Here is a 17,544-nt window from a genome sequence, read left to right on the forward strand (position 1 = left end):
TTTATTGTGGATAACTGCTCTTATATTTCAATTTTGAGTTTCGCAATTACCTATTTAGTAGGTATCATAAATGTGGTGTTTTTATAATGATACAATATCTCTATGCCTCTTTCGTGTTAAGATTCCATTAAAAAGAGGAAATCTTACAGCGACAGATCTCCCTTCGCCCGCGCCCTCCGGTCGCGGATCGACTGGATCACCGGCACCAGGAACATTGCGACGATACCGCCCGCAAATCCATTGTTATAGAGGTTCATGCCCCCATACACGATCCCGACATTGAGCGCCACCGACGCGTGCAGAAAACCGGCTAACACGCCGCATAAAATTCCAAACTCTCCGGCGATCGGCGCCAGCGTCGTGGAAAAGAGCAGCGCCAGAAGTGCCGACGGATTCGTGATATCCCACGCCCGGACGGTACTCGCAATGCAGACGCCCGCCATGATCGGGAAAATATTCCGCAAATGTTTTCCAGTCGCACTGAATCCAACGATGGTAAAGATTCCGCCGATCGTCGGTCCATTTAGGTTTCCGCCGACTGCCAGCACAAAGAAGGTCGCAAACAGACCATTGAGTCCCATGTTGAGAAGCGTCACCGCACCGCCCAATTCCAGCAGGTAATCGGTACCGCCGATTCCCGTTGTCCCAAGGAGTTTTTCATACCCTAAAAGTGTATCTTTTCCGCGCCACAGCACTGCCACCACCGACATGCCTGCAAACAGGACAAATAGCAGCCCTAAAAGCATCGCATCATTGCCGGAGGACCAGATAAGACGCGCCTCCGTCTCAATTCCAAAGGACTTAAACGTGGAGACCAGGACCGTCGCAATGATGCCAGAGGCAAATCCCACATTATAAAGGGAATATCCCTTATGGGCATAGTGAGAATGCGTCGCGAGCGGTGGAAGCACGAATCCGATACAGATTCCCACCAGAATCGTCACACAGAAGCGCTGCCAGATCGGCAGCTCCACCACGTGCATCAGCTGTGTGATGATCGGAGACAGGCTCGTTCCGTAGATGCCGACATAAATATAGTTGGATAAGTGCATTTTATGATATTTGGCATAGAGAAATACACCCAGAAAAATCGCCCAGATATTCATCAGATTTTTTCCGAACAAAGAGAATCCAAACATCAGACAGCAGGACGTGATCGTATGCCCGTCCATCTCCATCCCAAGACTATAGACAAAGTAGATGCTGATAAGCGCCATCATCCCGGCATTGACAAACGCGGCTCCCATGCCGCCGACCGCAATATAATCGGTGATCAGGAAATCCGGCTCCCATATGATCTCATAGATACCAGTCACAATGGAATCAAACGGCTGTATAATCAGCCCCACTGAAATGAAATAGATCGGAATCAGTGCCAGAAGAAAGAATTTCATCTCTCTGGACAAAGATTTCACTGTAGTCATATACGCACACCTTTCAAAAAAGGGATGCAAAAAAGATTCCGCATCTTTGCACCCCGACTGTTAACATTCTATAAAAATGGTTACTATTCTATTGTATTGGATTTTCAACTGTTTTGCAACTGATTTTTTCTCACTGTAACCCGTTATGAAACCCGTCCGGCAGAACCGGCTGCCCCCATTCTCATGTGAAATTGTTACTCTTCCTCCGGCGCACTTCCCAGCACATAACCGCGCTCTTCCAATATTTCGCGCAGCTCATCAACCACCGCCCCCAGCTCTTTACCTTCCTCGTCGATCGTGATGTCCGCGTATTTCTCAAAATACGAGATCCTCTCATGGTAGAGATCCAGAAGTGTCATGCCGTCTTTCAGCGCCACGCCGCGGTCCTTGACATCGCCGACGCGTTTTACCAGCTCGTCATAAGTAATTTTCAGATAGACAACCAGTCCGATGGATTTTAAATGTTCCATCGCTTCCTTTCCGTAGATCACGCTGCCACCCGGTGCGATGACCGCCTGCTCGGCTTCCACCCCCGCGTTGACGCGATTCTCCACATCGAGAAATCCGTCCAGTCCCTGTTCTTCGATGATCTCGCGCAGACGCTTACCTTCCTGTTCCTGAATCAGCAAATCCACATCTATAAAGGAATAGCCCAGTCTCTTTGCTAAAAGCACTCCGACCGTGCTCTTTCCTGCGGACGGCATACCAATCAGGGTTACATTATTTTTCATCTTTGGCACCTCTTCTTTTTCTTTACACTCCATCCAAATGTTCCAAGAAGCTCTGAAAGCCCATAATAGCCGCCATGCGAATACACAATCGGTTCCGCCTTTGCAAGCTCCAGGCTGCCGCGCTCGTTGAGCCACTGCTCGTCCACGCTGACACCCGTTACCTCTGCCAGAAACATATGATGTGACCCCAGTTCCTTGACTTCGGTCACCCGGCACTCGATCGCGACCGGGCTTTCGGCGATCACCGGCGCTTTCACCGTCTGCGCCGGAACCGGTGTGAGCCCTGTCTCCTTCCATTTATCCACATTCCTGCCGGAGCGGACGCCGCAGTAATCGGTCGCATACGCCATCGACTCCGTCGCCAGGTTGATGACAAACTCACCGCTCTCCCGCAGCATATGGTAAGAATAGCGCTCCGGGCGCACCGAAATGTACGCCATCGGCGGGTTCGTACAGATCGTGCCCGTCCAGGCAATCGTGATGATGTTGCTGTTTCCTTCGCCGTCCGCCACTGTGACCAGCACCGCCGGAACCGGATAAATCATATTGCCCGGCTTCCACTGGGCGCGCGGTCCCGGAGTGTTCCGGGTCTCCACCCGTTTTTTCAACTGTCCTTCCGGGTTCTGCCTTGCTCCTCCCCGGCGACGCTCTTCTGGCTTTCCAGCCGCTCTCTTCTGTGCCATCCCTATATCCTCTTAATCGTTGTCCGGGAGAAGTTTGATCCGGACCATGATCTGTTTCACCATGCTTCCTTCCGGCAGGCTCATATCATCGATATGCGTCTGTGCCGGCAGATCGCCCTCTTCCTCCAGCTCCAGGCTGATCCAGTTGTACGCTGCCTCCCGCGCATTTTCCACCGCATCTTCCAGATCCGGACCTTCCGCCTCGCAGCACTCCAAATCCGGGAAATATGCATCATACCCTTTTCCATCTTTCTTAGGCGTAAAAACCGCCGGATATACAAATGTCATGGTATCCTTCCTTTCCGTCCGACCTTCCTGCCCTGCACGAACTATCACTGGATTTTCCGTATGAAACAATCCCGTCCGCGCACTGTCACCTGATTTACTGCTCCAGTGTCACTGTCAGTGCCGGAATCAGCTGTTTCTTTCTGGAAACAACGCCCGGCAGTGTTGCCGTCTGCTTCAGTTCTTCATTTGCATCACCTACGTGGAACGCATCTGCCACAACCTGTGCCGCCCCCTGTCCAACACAGAGAAGTTCGGTCGTCTCCGTCAGGATATTCGTCAGCATAAAGAAGATCATATCCAGACCTTCGTCCTCACGCGCCTTCTCCATAAACGGCAGCATACGGTTCTTCAGCTTTCCAAGTTCCTCTGCATTCAGGGAGTTGATCTGACCGACGCCGAAGTTTGTCTTTCCAGCTGAGAATTTCTTGAAATCCAGATACAGAATCTCTGCATCGCTCTTGCCCTTTAACTCGCTGCCTGCCTCAAACATCTGGTTTGCGAACTCATCCAGCTTGATGCCTGCCATCTCAGCCAGAGAAACCGCTGCCGCCCGATCCATCGGTGTGCAGGTCGGAGAACGGAACAGAAGCGTATCGGAGATGATCGCACTGCAGAGCAGACCTGCGATGGTCTTGTCGATCTCCAGCCCCTGTTCGCGGTACATCTGGAAGATGATCGTTGCCGTACAGCCGAGCGGCTGGTTACGGAAGAAGACCGGTCCGACCGTCTCCACAGTACCCAGACGATGGTGGTCAATCAGCTCCAGGATATTGGCATTCTCGATGCCGTCTACCGCCTGACCGCGCTCATTGTGATCGACCAGAATCACGTTCTTGCCGCGCGCACCCAGTAAGTTACGGCGGGAAATCAGGCCTTTGTATTTGCCTTCTTTATCGAGTACCGGGAAATGACGGAAACGCTTGCTTGCCATCACATCCTTAATATCATCGATGAAATCATCTGTATCGAAGGTGATCAGCTTCTCAGTCTTCATGAAATAGCTGATCGGCATACTCTGGTTAATGAGACGGGCTGCCGTGTAGGTATCATACGGAGTTGTGATGACGGTACAGCCGCGCTCCTGTGCCAGTTTTTTGATCGTCATGGAAACGCCAGCGCCCTCACACACGATGATACAGCTTGCACCCATCTCGATCGCGCACAGCTGCGACTCATAGCGGTTGCCGAGGATAACCAGGTCGTTCTCTTCAATATAATATTCCATCATATCCGGATTAGCTGCCGCAATCAGGACTTTTCCTTTATCAAAGTACTCTTTCTCATCGCCAACAAAAATCGCGCCCTCCAGGGTCTCGATGATATTTGCATACTGGGTGCATGCCTTGGAAAGAATGCTGCTGTCGTATACATTCATATAAGAACGGGTGATATCGCCGACTGTGATCAGACCTTCCAGTATATTCTTATCGGTAACAGCCGGAAGTGTTACCAGACCGTCCTCCTGCATCAGGTTCCATGCTTTTCTCAGGGAAATATTCTTGGAAACACCTGGCGTCTCGCGGATCTCAATATCCTTGACCTGCGTTTTGACGGATTTAATCAGTTTCGGCACATCTACCTTAAAGTAATCCAGTACGAAGGTTGTCTCCGGGTTCAGTTCTCCGGCACGGCACGGTACATATTCGCCGCCCGTCTGAAGTGTTTTGAAATTCGCATAGCCGATTGCAGAACAAATCGAATCCGTATCCGGGTTTTTATGTCCAATTACAATCGTTTTCTTTGCTTTTTCTGCTGCCATTTTTTCCTCCTGATTCGCACCGTGCGCTGCAAATTCTGCCATTTTTCTTTCTATCCTCTGTTTTGATAGAGAAACCTCTGATTCATGAAACTTTTTTGTACAAAATCGCCAATTTTCATAATCTGTTTACACGGTGTTCATATTTTATTCATATCTTATTTTTATACTAAAAGCATAAAAGATTTCACTTTTCAAATTTGTTTTATAGTGATTTTGCACATAGATTTTTCATAATTGCCCCGGATGCTTGACCGCTCCGGGGTCTCCTCTTGTCTACAGCATTTTTCGGCATATCTGAACGTTTTTCTATCCCTATTTCCTTCAAACGTCCAGACCATTTACCCTGCACTCTGTCACTCAAAACAAGGCGCCTAATCTAAGATCAGTCTTGCCGCCCCATAGATACCTGCATCATTTCCCAATGTTGCCAGGCGGACCTCGCCCTTATTCTCAGAGATCGGGGTCAATTCGCGGTAATAGCGGTCAATCCAATCTGTTAAAAAAGTCCCCGCCTTGGATACGCCGCCTCCGATGACGAAAATCTCCGGATCCACGGTCATCGAAATGGTCGCCAGCGCCCATCCGAGATAATAGCACACGGTGTCCATAACCTCCAACGCCAGTGCATCCCCGGCTTTTGCCGCATCCAGCACATTTTTTGCGGTGATCGCATCACCGTAGGCACGCATCAGCGATGCATCCGGCTTTGCCGCCATCTTCCGTCTCGCCTCCCTGGCGATACCGGTCGCGGACGCTACCTGTTCCAGACAGCCGTGTCCGCCGCAGTTGCAGGTTTCTTTCTCGCCCTCGCGGATATGGATATGACCGATCTCGCCGCCCAGTCCGTGGCGTCCTGCAACGATCTTCTGATCGTGTACCACGCCGCCGCCGACACCGGTTCCCAGCGTCACCATCACGATATCATGGCAGCCCTTGCCGCCGCCCTGCCACATCTCGCCGAGCGCCGCCACATTAGCATCATTACCGGAGCGGACCGGCATTCCATCTAATAACTCACTCAAAATCTTCTGCGGGTTCAGATCGCGCCATCCTAAGTTGACGCAGACCTCCACATAGCCGTCCGGCTGCACCGGTCCCGGAAATCCCATGCCTGCGCCGATCACGGCATCCATCGGAATTCCCCGCTCGTTCAATTTCTTCCTGATCGAAGCGGCTACATCCGGAAGAATGTACGCCCCATTCTCTTCCTTGCGGCTCGGAACCTCCCACTTATAAACAAGCGTTCCGTCCGTCTCAAAAATACCAATCTTAACCGTCGTTCCGCCGACGTCTATCCCAATACATTTTTTTTCCATGTCTGGATCCCTTCCCTTACGGCTGCACTGACAGCCTTTCTTCTATGCCCTCATCTTTTTTCTGCGCTGGCTCTTATTATACGCAATGCATCCCCGTTTTGCAAGGTTTGGAAAGCAAAATACACCTGCCTGCCGGAGAAAGGCGCATTTCTGCTTAAGCGGTACCGCATTCTTTTCTGCCGACAGACAGGTGCCTGTCTTTTATCTTATTTTTTTACCAAAATCAGCATTATTTCAGGCTCTTAGCCACCTCTACCACATGCTCAACGGTAAAGCCGAACTTCTTGAACAGAAGCCCTGCCGGTGCGCTGGCGCCGAAACTTTCCATCGCGATGATCTTGCCGTCTAAGCCGGTGTACTTGTCCCAGCCGAAGCTTCCAAGCGCCTCTACTGCTACACGGCGGCGTACTTCTCTCGGAAGTACGGACTCCTTGTACTCCTCGCTCTGCTCCTCGAACAGATCCATACACGGCATGGAGACTACGCGGACTTTCTGACCTTCTGCTGCCAGAGTCTCTTTTGCATGAACCGCCAGAGCTACCTCGGAACCGCTGGCAATCAGAATTAACTCCGGTGTGCCCTCGCAGTCGTCGATGATGTAGCCGCCCTTTAATGCCTCACGGCTGCTGCCTGCCATCGGCTCCAGATTCTGTCTGGTCAGCACCAGTGCGGTCGGTGTGTGCTCGGAAGTAACAGCACTGTACCAAGCTGCCTCTGTCTCGGTCGCATCGCACGGGCGGAATACATGGAAGTTCGGCATCGCACGCAGCGCTGCCATCTGCTCGATCGGCTCATGGGTCGGTCCATCCTCGCCAACGCCGATGCTGTCATGCGTAAATACATAGGTCAGCGGCACGCCCATCAGTGCAGACAGTCTTGCCATCGGTTTGCAGTAATCACTGAATACAAAGAAGGTCGATACATACGCACGCAGACCGCCGTGCAGCATGATGCCATTTCCGATCGCTGCCATCGCAAGTTCGCGGACACCGAAGTGCAGGTTACGTCCAGCTCTGTCCTCCTTGGAGAAGTCGCCCGCATCCTTCATGTTGGTCTTGTTGGACGGTGCCAGGTCAGCAGAACCGCCAAACAGGTTCGGCAGAACATCCTTGATGTAGTTGATCAGGCGTCCGGAGATCGCACGGCTTGCTTCCGGTTTCTCCTGTTTTGCCCAGAATCCGGCGTCATCTTTCAGCGCCTCGCCCGCCTTTGCATTGTGATACTGGTTCCAGAGCGCTTCCATCTCCGGATATTCCTCGCAGTAAGCGGCAAACATCACGTTCCATGCAGCTTCTACCTCTGCCTTCTGCTCTGCGATCTCGGAGTAGTTTTTGTATACCTCTTCCGGTACGAAGAACGGCTCTTCGCTCGGCCAATTTAAGTTCTTTCTGAGTGCTTCCACATTCTCCACGCCCAGCGGCTCGCCGTGTGCGCTCGCCTTGCCCTGTTTTGCCGGGCAGCCGAAGCCGATCTGCGTCTTGATGGTGATAAAGGACGGATGCTCGGTATCTGCCTTTGCAGCCTCGATCGCCTTGCCGATCGCGTCGATATCATTGCCATCTTCTACAGTGATCGTCTGGAAACCAAATGCCTGCATACGCTCCTGTACATTCTCACGGAATGCGATGTCGGTGCTTCCCTCGATGGAGATGCGGTTGGAATCATAGAGAACAATCAGCTTGGAAAGTCCCAGGGTACCTGCCAGAGAGAATGCCTCAGAGGAAATGCCTTCCATCATACATCCGTCGCCGCCCAATACATAGGTGTAATGGTCAACTACCGGATAGTTTTCTTTGTTGAATACGCTTTCCAGATGTGCCTCAGCCATCGCCATGCCGACTGCCATACCCATACCTGCGCCCAGCGGACCGGTCGTCGCCTCAACGCCAACGGTATGACCATATTCCGGATGTCCCGGAGTCTTGGAATCTAACTGGCGGAAGTTCATCAGATCTTCTTTGGAAAGATTTCCGTAGCCAAACAGGTGCAGCAGAGAGTACAGCAGCATGGAACCATGACCGCCGGATAAGATGAAACGGTCTCTGTTCTCCCACTTCGGGTTAGCTGGGTTATGGTTCATATGATGTGCCCACAGTTCATAAGCCGCTGCTGCACATCCCAGCGGAAGTCCCGGATGACCGGAATTTGCCTTCTGGATTGCGTCTGCGGATAAAATCCGGATCGCGTTTACGGATAATGTGTCAATCTGATTCATAAGTAACCTCCTGCTATGTATCTTAATTTTAAAAACTAAACGTGTGTTATTTGAGGCGGATCTCGCGCATCCGGTCGCCGCCGCTGATAATCAGTGAATTGAACGCGCGGCCGCGTGTTACCTGCGCCACAGAGAAATCAAACTCCCCGGCAAACCGCTCCTTGCCGGACAGACTGTAGACCCGGCAGGAATTTTCGTTATTTAGGATGACGAAATCGCCCTGTATATTTATGTTACGCCACGAATACGAGAACTCTGCCGTACCCATAGCGGTTCCATCGGATTTAAACATGCTCAAACGGCTCTCACTTCCGCCCTCGGTGTTGTCCGAGATGACCGCCACATAGTCCTTCGACCATGCCACGCCGCGGACTTCCCCGTCGATCTCCGCCTGGCGCACCAGCGCCGGGCTTGTTACATTTTCCAAAGAGAAAAATGCCACCTGATCATCCGCAAATGCACACGCGTGATCCTCGTCGAGAAACCGGACGCGCGGACAGATGCTGTCTCCCAGCTCATCAAAACCTCCGACCAGACGGTCTGGATAATTCTTTCCATATTCGGAGAAATTGTAAAATACAATCCGGTTTTTGAGTGCCCCGTCCTGCAGATACAAGTCGGAAAGCATGACCTGCGTACCATCCGGCGATAAGGAAACGTCCATCAGGTAACCATTTCCCGACATAACCGTCTTGATCGCCCAGTCAAGCTCGCTGCCGTCTTTCTTGAAAAAGGTCACATACGAAGCATTGCTGTCCTCCACCAGCGCCGCCACGATGCCGTATGCCGATACGCTGACGCGCAGGATCGGCAGAAGCGTCGTCGCCTGTCCCTGGCTTCCGGTCTTATCCACAATATAAATATCATTGCCCTGCTGGTCCCCGATCACGGCATAATCGCCGTTGACATAGCAGATCGGTGATTTCAGCTCATAACTCATCGACCAGACCGCCTTGCCGGTCTTGTCCAGATAGGAAGCTCCGTCCTTCGTGTATTTCAGTACATTTTCCCCAAACGGGACAAATTCCGTCGTGCTGCTCTCACTCGCCGCAATCTCTTTTTCCCACGCCACCGTATAGTCCGTGTAGGCATGGTTATCTTTATAATACATAAAACCAGCCGCCAAAAGCGCCGCGATTAACACCGCCGTCAGCACCCTGCGGAGACGTTTCCGTCTGGAATGGCGCTCGGCTTTCTCCGCCACCTCTTCCTCATTTTCTCCGTGGCTTATGCCCCGGCGGGGAAACATGTCCTGCGTGGCGGTGTCGATCACACGCCCTCTCAGCTGCTTTTTCTTCTGTTCCCGTTCAATCGGGTTCATCTCACTCATTTTTTTATCTCCTGTAGCTGGACTGCCATCTTGATTATACACTATTTTAGATGGTTTGGCATTATCTTTTTGCTATTCTCCGGACACATCCGGCAGCACCAGTGTCTGCCCTGCGATAATGCGGTTTTCATCGGTCAGATGGTTGACCGCAAGGATATCGTCCAGATGACGGATATTGCCATAAAGCTTAAAACAGATCCCATAGAGCGTCTCCCCGTCCCCGACCGTGTACGTGCCGCCGGGCTTCAAGTTTGTGACCGGATAGTCCTGTCCCGCCGTCGAATTGCCGCCCGGATTCGGCAGGTCGCGCTGTGCCTCCGGCTCCGGCAAAATGTACGGGGCTTTCGTCTCCGCCACTTTTCCGTTCTCTTCGCTCTGCCCACCGGAAGCCTGTCCATTCTGTCTGCCTGCTATGGCAGTGCCCTCTGTATCTCCATCCGCCGCGCTCTCAAGTGTCCATTTATGCGCCTGTCCTCCGTTTTCCGCTGTTGTTCCGTCTGCATCCACATCCGCGCCGGCCTCGCCGCTCTCAAGCGGCGTCACACTGCCGCGGAGCTGTTCCACCGTGACCGCCTCTTTCCCGTCCGCAGTGCCCCGCACACCATCCGGGAGGACGGATACCAGCACACTCTCCATCTCGCGCATTTTCTGGTAATTGCCGAAAAGCACCACGCCGCCGGCAAGCACCGCGACCGAAAGCACGCCGCACAGCGTCCCCAGCGCCCGGATCGTCCCGTAACGCGACGCTGCCTCCTGCTGCCGTTCTTCCATCCGGTTACGGAAATCGCGGATCACCCGATCGCCGGTGCCTGTCTCCACCCGGCGGGCGTCCTTCCGCAGAATCATATAGTCCTGCATCATCTGGTTTTTCTCGTAATATATATGATATCCTTTCAAACGGTAAAACCCGTCCTCCGACATCACATAGTATGCCGCCTCACCGTCCACACCGCTGTTTATGTACATGAGCTGGTTTTTCCCACCGAAATACTGCTTGTGCAGCCGCCAGTAGGTCAGGGGACTTAACATACACCCCGGCGCGCCGCAGATAAACCACCCCTGCACGGTCTTTTTTGGAAATGTCTCCTCCATCCGCTGGTATGCCTTTTTCCATGCCGCCTCCGAAAAGACAATCTTCTCCCCGGACGGCACAACCTCCTCCATCTCCAGCGCCCCGTCCACAAAGAGGCACGGAACCTCCTGCTGTGGATCCGAATTTCCGAGCAGCAGCCCGACCCGGAGTCCCGGTCCGCCGGATGGATATACCTGTTTCAAATACGTGTTTACATAATCTTCCACATACAACCGAACCACCTCATCCCGCTCGCCGATCTGCCGGATATTTTTCGGCAGTTCTGCGCGGGAACCAGAATATTCTCCCATATGTTCACCCCGCTATGATAGATTCTCCTGAAACCGGGTCTGTACTTGCTTCCATGATTTGATTGCTGCACCGTGCAGCATTTTCAGTGCTGAAAATACCTGCTCAAATACAGTAACATGATTTTCCGTAATTTCAGGAGTATGATGAATTTCTTTCCGCCTATCATAACGCCGATTGCATGCAAAATTTGTCAAACGGAGGCAGCATCCAGGCAAAAATTTTCGACAAGCCCGATCCCCGCGCTGATGCAGTCTGCCAGCTGCATGACGAGTGCCAGGCGGATACTCTGCAGCATCATCGGATCGTAATGGCTGCAGCCCGCCACGATGCCGGTGATAAAGAGATCTCCGACCGCGTGAAGCTCCTTGCAGACGCCAAGCCCCGGCTTTAAAGACCCGCGCCCTAACGTGACATAGCCGACGTGGCTTTCATCTCCAACCGAGGCATCGACCGCCACCACCAGTGCATCCGGGTAGCCATTTTTTAAAACCTGCACGTAATGTTCCAGGTTCATCGCGTGCACGGGGCGATCAAGTGTTCCAAATACCAGCGTACCGCGCCGCCGTTCCTGTTTGAGTTTATATCCGATCAACGGTCCCAGACTGTCTCCGGTCGAACGATCCGTGCCGATGCAGAGGAAAACCAGTTTCTTTTTATGCCTTCGGGTCATTTCTTCCTGAATCAGCCCACTTAACTGCCCTGCCAGCTCTCCCACCGCGTCCCGGCGGGCTGAATTGTAGTAATATATCTCCGGACTGCCACCGAACCGGCTGCGTCCCCGTCTGTTCATCTCCCACACCGTCCTGTTTTCTCCCTGCCTGTTGGACAGGGGTTGTTTTACCTTTATTATAGGCGGGGTGGCAGGAAATTATGCGAAAATTGAAGGATATATACACGGACGAAAAAAGATGTGACAGAAGGTAGCTTTACAGCGCCCGGTGTCACATCTTTTTTCTGGTTGTTCCTATATCTAATTATTTATTTTTATGAAATAATTTCCACAGTTTACTTTCCGCCGCGTTCGCGGTACTCTGCGATGACCTCGCTTAAATTAACGGCTGTGCTGTTATCCAGAATATGTTTCAGCGCGTCCAACTTTTCTGGATTCAAAAATTCCTTGCCTAAGTAGCACTCGTAGGTATCTGTGATAAAGATTCTCTTTTCCTTGATTACCGTCTCAGTATAGTGCAGGCGGCTCTCGACCTCCTGATGGGCTTCTTTGAGTTGTTCGAGCTTTGCACGGCTGTTGCCGGTGATCTCATCAGTCAGGATGGTTTTTGTCACATTTTCGAAGGTGTTTAATGCGTCCTTTTTCTTCTTCGCCGTCTCCTCCAGATCCTGCTCCATCTGGGAGATCTCATCGTCGTATTTTTCCAGATCGTAGAGCGCTTCACTGCGATCCCGGCGGATCGAGGAGGTGATCACCGCGATCTTGCGGTTGTTCGCCGCGATCAGACTGCGGATCGAACGTCCTTCCTGCAGCGCCGCCAGATGGCGATCCTTCGTCCAGTTTCCAATCAGGATATACAGTCCGCCAAAAACAACCACATCCACGCCGTAGATCATCGCCAGGTATAAAGTCTTCTGTTCTGGAAGCAGCTTGTAGATGCCGCACGGGATCAACAGGAAACAGATCGCAAAAGTAATCAACACCGTCAGAAATTCTTTGAATCCCCTCGGGAAATACAGCGCATAGTACAGTGGACTTTTGCAGACAAATGGAACACGATCCGACTGGAACAGCGTCCGCATCCGCACGGCAAGCTCTCGGTTGTGCGCGTGAAGCTCCTGCGTTTCTTCCTTAATCCGCTCTTTGATGCCCTGGTTTTTCGCCTTTTCGCGGCGTGTCCGCGTGCGTTTCAGCTTATCCTGCAGCTTCCCAAGCTCATCGTCATAGCTTTTTTCAATCTCATCCCGGCGCTTTTTCACGGTCGAATTCACGGCATCCGCCACCGCTTTCCGCTCCGTCTCCAGCACGCGCAGACGCTTTTTCTCTTCCTGAGCAAGCGTCTCCTCCTGTTTTTCAAACTCCGCCAGCTCCACCACTGCCTGTCTGGCGTCTTCCAGAAATGTTTTCACATCCGTTATCGCCTGTGCCATCTCGCCCCTCCCGGTCTTTGTCTTTTTGTAACGGCTGCCTGCCCTTTATTCTTCCAGCACCTGTATCTCCAGATAATCGAAATCGATGCTCTCGATAAAGTTGTCCTGGGTAAAACGCGCCTTATCGTGGCGTTTGAACTCCTCGATCGTCTTATCCAGCCAGACCGGATGCCCCAGATCAAAGGCATAGCAAATCTGGTCGATCGCGTCAAACACCATCGCCGTTCTCGACATTGTATAATCACCGTTGCTGATCACAATATCCCTAAGCATCCGGTTTTCCTTCATCATTTTTCCCCAAAGACGAAACATCCTGCCGTTCCTTTCCCGCTGTCAAATTTCATTTTTACCGTGTCCGGATGTTCTCTCCGGACATCTCTTCTCACAATCTTATGTCCAGTATATCAGCTTTTTTAAGAGTTGACAAGGCGGGGCTTTTCGGCAAAATTCACTGCCACTGTGTCATCGTGCAGCACTTCCCATTTTCAAAAGAAACTGCAGATCTTCCTCAATCCCCCGCACATTTCCAGAAACGTCCATCGCATACTCCATGACCCACTCGGCATCCGGCGTCGCCTGCTTTGCCAGTTTTAAGAAACCGTCAAAATCAAGTGTTCCCTCATGAATCCTCTGATGGCTGTCGTGGACACCGTCGTTGTTGTGGAGATGGTACGCCACAATCTGGTCCGCCAGCGCGTTTACGACCCGCTTAAGCGACCAGCCGTTCGCCCAGGCGTGCCCGATGTCGATAAGCACCGCATACTGTTCCCGGCGGCACAGATCGATAAATTCCTGCTCATCGAAGAGACGGTTTCCGCGCTCCAGAACTCCGGCATTCTCCACGACCACCCGGGTCCCCGCCTCCTCACACAGCTGTTTCACGGTGTAATAATTTTCACAGGAAACGCGGACACGGTCTTCCTTCTCGCCCGGTATGATGCGGCAGTTGTTGTGATGATAAACGAGATATTTGCTTGAAAGCTCTTTCGCATACGAAAGCGTCTTTTCAAGCAGCTCCATCGTGCGCGCATACTCTACAGTCCCCTCCGCTGCCGAATGCTCTGCCTGATAATATGGACCATGGAAGCTGACCGGGACTTCCTTTAAGAGCGGCATGGCGTCCCGCAGGTTCTTCTCAAAGCATTCCTCATGAAACATCGGGAACACCTCGACACCCACCTGTCCTGGAAACCGTTTGAGGTACGGAAGGATCTGACCGAACTCGCTGCCTTTATACATATTAGTGCTGATAAGAATTTTTTTCATGATTGCATGTCTCCTCTTCAAAATATACGTTCAGAATCTTGTTTTGAAAACACTTTTTTCGCTCTATTATCTCTATTCTTACTGGGCGATCGCCTTTTCCAATTTCGGCACCGCCAGCTTTTCCTGTGCGCGGATCACCATCTCCGGGTAACCGAGCGATTTCTCCGTCCCGCGGTCAAACAGATGCAGCTTTTCCGTCTCCACATGGATGTATACCTTCTCACCCGGCTGCGGAATCTCGCCCTCGCGGATGGCAATCAGCTCGTTCTTGTCTCCCTCGACCTGAATATAAACACCGTACCGGTTTCCGTAATCCTCCACGTAACGGACCACGCCCTCGATCGACCGCTCCTGCGGGGTGCGGCTCATCAGCACGTGTTCCGGGCGGACACCGGCGTACAGCAGTCCCGACGGGCACTGCGCGGCGATCCGCTGCCAGATACCCGGAAGTTCTACCTTCTGTTTCCCGATGACAAGCGCCCCGTTATGATATTCCGCCTCCACGATATTCATGGACGGCGAACCGATAAACTTCGCACAGAACACGCTTGCCGGACGATTGTACACGTGTGACGGGGTATCGAGCATTTCCATCTTGCCCCGGTACATGAGCGCGATCCGATCGCCAACCGTCATCGCCTCGATCTGGTCGTGCGTAACGTAGACTAACGTCGGGTGGTACATTTCATGGATTTTTACCAGTTCTTTTCTCGCACGCATCCTAAGCTGTGCATCCAGGTTTGACAGCGGCTCGTCCAGAAGGAAATAGTCGGCGCGCTTTACCACGGCTCTCGCCAATGCCACTCTCTGGCGCTGTCCGCCGGAAAGCTCCTTCGGCTTCCGATCCTCCAGCCCTTCCAATTCCAGCATTTTGAGGACTTCTTTTAAGCGCGCATTGATCTCGTTCTCATCCATCTTGTGTGCTTTTAAACCATATATGATATTATTCTTGACGCTCATATGCGGAAACAGCGCATAGTTTTGAAACACCATCGAGACACCGCGCTCGCCGCACGGCACATCATTTACCACCTGGTCGCGCATCCACAGGTTTCCGGCAGTCACATTTTCCAGTCCCGCAATCATGCGAAGTGTCGTCGATTTTCCACAGCCGGACGGACCTAATAAAATCAGGCGTTCGCCCTCCTTTACCTCCATGCAGAGGTCCTCCACGACCACATTTTTGCCATACGCCTTTTTAACATTTTCAAATACAATATTTTTCATTGAATTAATCTATCCCTTTCTTATGTCCAGCGCAATCTCCCGTTATCCCTTCAATCCAGACGCCGCAAATGTATTGATGATATAGCGCTGGAAAATGATATACAGTACCAGCGGAATCAGCATCGTGAGCACCGACACCGCCATCGCGATCGTAAATTCCGTACCGCCCTCGGCACTGATGTACATCTGCAATGCCAGCGACAGCGTATAATTTTCCTTGGATTTTAAGATCAGCACCGGCCACACATATTCATTCCACGAATTGATAAAGAAAATGATGCCGGTGGAAATGATGGACGGACGCACCAGCGGAATCACAATGTCGCGCATGATTTTCATGTGCCGGATATTTTCCATCCGCGCCGCCTCAATGAGTGCCAGCGGGATTCCACGCATTGCCTGGCGCAGCAGGAAAATTCCCAGCACATCCGCCAGCTGCGGCAGTGCGACGCCCCAGATGCGATCGCGCAGACCGATCTTAGAGATCAGAAGATAATTTGGAATCATCGTGACCGTAAACGGGATGAACAGCGTGCTTAACATAATAAAATACAAAAATCCTTTTCCCTTAAACCGGAAATAGACGAACGCATACGCCGCCAGAAGTCCCGTGATTGTCTTAAAAATCGTGACCGTCGATGCAATCAGAAACGTATTCAGCGTGATTTTCACAAACGGCAGTTTGTCAAATACATGCCGGTAATTTTCCAGCGTCGGATGCAGCGGAATTACCTGAAAAACTGTGTTGAACGCCTCCTGCATCGTCTTAAAAGAGTTGGAAATTGCAAATACGATCGGCATCAGAAGGAGGAAAACGACCACCACCAGAAACAGATGCCAGCCGATCTGTCTGTCTTTAGTTTTCATAGTAAACCCCCTTTTCTACAAACCGGAATTCCAGCACCAAAAGAATGATAAAGAGTGCCATCGTCATGACCGATACCGCCGAAGAAGTTCCTGTTTTATAGAGTGTAAACGCCTCATGGTACGACATATAAATCAGGTTCGAGCTGGCATAGTTCGGTCCTCCCTGTGTGACGACCTTGATCGGCGTGAACACATACTGGAGTCCCTGCACGATCGTCGTAATAAACACATAGATTCCAGTTGCAGAACTCATCGGCACGACGATATCCTTAAAAATCTTCCACATCGGCACATTTTCCAGACGCGCCGCCTCGATGATCTCCATTGAGACACCGGAGACTCCCGCCAGAATGTTGATGAAATTGTAGCCAAACGTCTTCCAGGTCGTGATAATGCAGAGTACCGCGATGACCCAGCCCTCCGTTTTCGACCAAAACGGCAGTTTCAGCCCAAACCAGCCTGCCACAATCGCGACCGGACCCGAAATCGGATTCAGAATCCATGTATACAGAATCGAGCCGACGACCAGCGAAATCACACTCGGCAGGAAAAAGACCGCCTTGTAAAAACTCTGTCCCTTTTTGATGACGCACGAAAGAATGAATGATAAAATGTACGGCATCACAAAGTTAAACACCAGAAGAATCACGATGTACCAGAATGTATTGCCAAAGATTTTCCATGTATTCGGATCCTTCAAAACGGAAATATAATTCCCCAGTCCCACAAACTTCTTGACCGGCTTTACCATGTTCCATTCAAAAAAACTCAAATACAGCGTGTAAAAAAGCGGATAAAACATAAATACCGCAAACATGACGAGCGACGGCAGCAAAAAAACATATCCAAGCGCTGCCTGTTTTTTGTCCTCCCGATTCAAACTATTTCCTCCATTCTAATGTACGCTCGGAATCTTTCGGCGCCTGCCCAGCCACAACAGCAGGTGTTGGAAAG

The 17,544-nt window shown here is 51.6% G+C and carries 16 protein-coding genes; all 16 read right to left on the minus strand.

Annotated elements, in window-relative coordinates:
* Positions 1 to 143: 143 nt before the first annotated feature.
* Positions 144 to 1,424: a DUF1576 domain-containing protein gene (locus PUQ60_RS07895; RefSeq protein ID WP_022360008.1), complete on the minus strand. Its 1,281-nt coding sequence runs from the start codon at positions 1,422 to 1,424 to the stop codon at positions 144 to 146.
* A 194-nt stretch (positions 1,425 to 1,618) separates the two neighbouring features.
* A complete protein-coding gene (locus PUQ60_RS07900) occupies positions 1,619 to 2,155 on the minus strand; it encodes a shikimate kinase (protein ID WP_022360009.1) in 537 nt (178 codons plus the stop codon).
* Positions 2,152 to 2,838, minus strand: a complete 687-nt coding sequence (locus PUQ60_RS07905; protein WP_337376146.1) for a flavin reductase family protein — start codon at positions 2,836 to 2,838, stop codon at positions 2,152 to 2,154. The genes PUQ60_RS07900 and PUQ60_RS07905 overlap by 4 nt, the downstream gene beginning before the upstream one ends.
* Before the next feature lie 12 nt (positions 2,839 to 2,850).
* Positions 2,851 to 3,126 (minus strand): type II toxin-antitoxin system HicB family antitoxin, encoded by a 276-nt coding sequence (locus PUQ60_RS07910; protein ID WP_107001743.1) that lies wholly within the window; start codon positions 3,124 to 3,126, stop codon positions 2,851 to 2,853.
* A 94-nt stretch (positions 3,127 to 3,220) separates the two neighbouring features.
* On the minus strand, positions 3,221 to 4,885 hold the full coding sequence (locus tag PUQ60_RS07915) for a putative manganese-dependent inorganic diphosphatase (RefSeq protein ID WP_273379959.1): 1,665 nt from the start codon (positions 4,883 to 4,885) through the stop codon (positions 3,221 to 3,223).
* A 371-nt stretch (positions 4,886 to 5,256) separates the two neighbouring features.
* Positions 5,257 to 6,201 (minus strand): ROK family glucokinase, encoded by a 945-nt coding sequence (locus tag PUQ60_RS07920; protein ID WP_273379954.1) that lies wholly within the window; start codon positions 6,199 to 6,201, stop codon positions 5,257 to 5,259.
* 229 nt (positions 6,202 to 6,430) lie between these two features.
* On the minus strand, positions 6,431 to 8,416 hold the full coding sequence (gene tkt / locus PUQ60_RS07925; RefSeq protein WP_022360014.1) for a transketolase: 1,986 nt from the start codon (positions 8,414 to 8,416) through the stop codon (positions 6,431 to 6,433).
* 46 nt (positions 8,417 to 8,462) lie between these two features.
* Positions 8,463 to 9,746, minus strand: coding sequence for a DUF5711 family protein (locus tag PUQ60_RS07930; protein WP_273379951.1), 1,284 nt, complete (start codon positions 9,744 to 9,746; stop codon positions 8,463 to 8,465).
* Between the two features lie 72 nt (positions 9,747 to 9,818).
* Entirely contained in the window at positions 9,819 to 11,129 is a 1,311-nt protein-coding gene (locus PUQ60_RS07935) for a LysM peptidoglycan-binding domain-containing protein (protein WP_273379949.1), read from the minus strand.
* Positions 11,130 to 11,320: 191 nt separating this feature from the next.
* Positions 11,321 to 11,920 carry a spore protease YyaC gene (gene yyaC / locus PUQ60_RS07940; RefSeq protein WP_118570566.1) on the minus strand — a complete coding sequence of 200 codons (600 nt, stop codon included), beginning with the start codon at positions 11,918 to 11,920 and terminating at the stop codon, positions 11,321 to 11,323.
* Positions 11,921 to 12,135: 215 nt separating this feature from the next.
* Positions 12,136 to 13,230: a hypothetical protein gene (locus PUQ60_RS07945; RefSeq protein WP_273379947.1), complete on the minus strand. Its 1,095-nt coding sequence runs from the start codon at positions 13,228 to 13,230 to the stop codon at positions 12,136 to 12,138.
* Between the two features lie 45 nt (positions 13,231 to 13,275).
* Positions 13,276 to 13,542 carry a hypothetical protein gene (locus tag PUQ60_RS07950; RefSeq protein WP_107001749.1) on the minus strand — a complete coding sequence of 89 codons (267 nt, stop codon included), beginning with the start codon at positions 13,540 to 13,542 and terminating at the stop codon, positions 13,276 to 13,278.
* Positions 13,543 to 13,692: 150 nt separating this feature from the next.
* Positions 13,693 to 14,496 carry a sugar phosphate isomerase/epimerase gene (locus PUQ60_RS07955; protein WP_273379943.1) on the minus strand — a complete coding sequence of 268 codons (804 nt, stop codon included), beginning with the start codon at positions 14,494 to 14,496 and terminating at the stop codon, positions 13,693 to 13,695.
* Positions 14,497 to 14,574: 78 nt separating this feature from the next.
* Positions 14,575 to 15,723 (minus strand): ABC transporter ATP-binding protein, encoded by a 1,149-nt coding sequence (locus PUQ60_RS07960; protein ID WP_273379941.1) that lies wholly within the window; start codon positions 15,721 to 15,723, stop codon positions 14,575 to 14,577.
* A gap of 42 nt (positions 15,724 to 15,765) precedes the next feature.
* A complete protein-coding gene (locus tag PUQ60_RS07965; RefSeq protein WP_022360021.1) occupies positions 15,766 to 16,590 on the minus strand; it encodes a carbohydrate ABC transporter permease in 825 nt (274 codons plus the stop codon).
* Entirely contained in the window at positions 16,580 to 17,470 is an 891-nt protein-coding gene (locus PUQ60_RS07970) for a sugar ABC transporter permease (RefSeq protein WP_273379939.1), read from the minus strand. The genes PUQ60_RS07965 and PUQ60_RS07970 overlap by 11 nt, the downstream gene beginning before the upstream one ends.
* Positions 17,471 to 17,544: the final 74 nt, after the last annotated feature.

Source organism: Clostridium sp. AF02-29, assembly GCF_934835585.1.
GTDB lineage: Bacteria > Bacillota > Clostridia > Lachnospirales > Lachnospiraceae > Otoolea > Otoolea fessa.

Coding starts and splice junctions, on each gene's coding strand:
- PUQ60_RS07965 (WP_022360021.1), bottom strand. CDS start 16,590: ATGAAAACTAAAGACAGACAGATCGGCTGGCATCTGTTTCTGGTGGTG.
- PUQ60_RS07910 (WP_107001743.1), bottom strand. CDS start 3,126: ATGACATTTGTATATCCGGCGGTTTTTACGCCTAAGAAAGATGGAAAA.
- PUQ60_RS07930 (WP_273379951.1), bottom strand. CDS start 9,746: ATGAGTGAGATGAACCCGATTGAACGGGAACAGAAGAAAAAGCAGCTG.
- PUQ60_RS07960 (WP_273379941.1), bottom strand. CDS start 15,723: ATGAAAAATATTGTATTTGAAAATGTTAAAAAGGCGTATGGCAAAAAT.
- PUQ60_RS07950 (WP_107001749.1), bottom strand. CDS start 13,542: ATGTTTCGTCTTTGGGGAAAAATGATGAAGGAAAACCGGATGCTTAGG.
- PUQ60_RS07935 (WP_273379949.1), bottom strand. CDS start 11,129: ATGGGAGAATATTCTGGTTCCCGCGCAGAACTGCCGAAAAATATCCGG.
- PUQ60_RS07895 (WP_022360008.1), bottom strand. CDS start 1,424: ATGACTACAGTGAAATCTTTGTCCAGAGAGATGAAATTCTTTCTTCTG.
- PUQ60_RS07945 (WP_273379947.1), bottom strand. CDS start 13,230: ATGGCACAGGCGATAACGGATGTGAAAACATTTCTGGAAGACGCCAGA.
- PUQ60_RS07920 (WP_273379954.1), bottom strand. CDS start 6,201: ATGGAAAAAAAATGTATTGGGATAGACGTCGGCGGAACGACGGTTAAG.
- PUQ60_RS07900 (WP_022360009.1), bottom strand. CDS start 2,155: ATGAAAAATAATGTAACCCTGATTGGTATGCCGTCCGCAGGAAAGAGC.
- tkt (WP_022360014.1), bottom strand. CDS start 8,416: ATGAATCAGATTGACACATTATCCGTAAACGCGATCCGGATTTTATCC.
- PUQ60_RS07955 (WP_273379943.1), bottom strand. CDS start 14,496: ATGAAAAAAATTCTTATCAGCACTAATATGTATAAAGGCAGCGAGTTC.
- PUQ60_RS07905 (WP_337376146.1), bottom strand. CDS start 2,838: ATGGCACAGAAGAGAGCGGCTGGAAAGCCAGAAGAGCGTCGCCGGGGA.
- yyaC (WP_118570566.1), bottom strand. CDS start 11,920: ATGAACAGACGGGGACGCAGCCGGTTCGGTGGCAGTCCGGAGATATAT.
- PUQ60_RS07915 (WP_273379959.1), bottom strand. CDS start 4,885: ATGGCAGCAGAAAAAGCAAAGAAAACGATTGTAATTGGACATAAAAAC.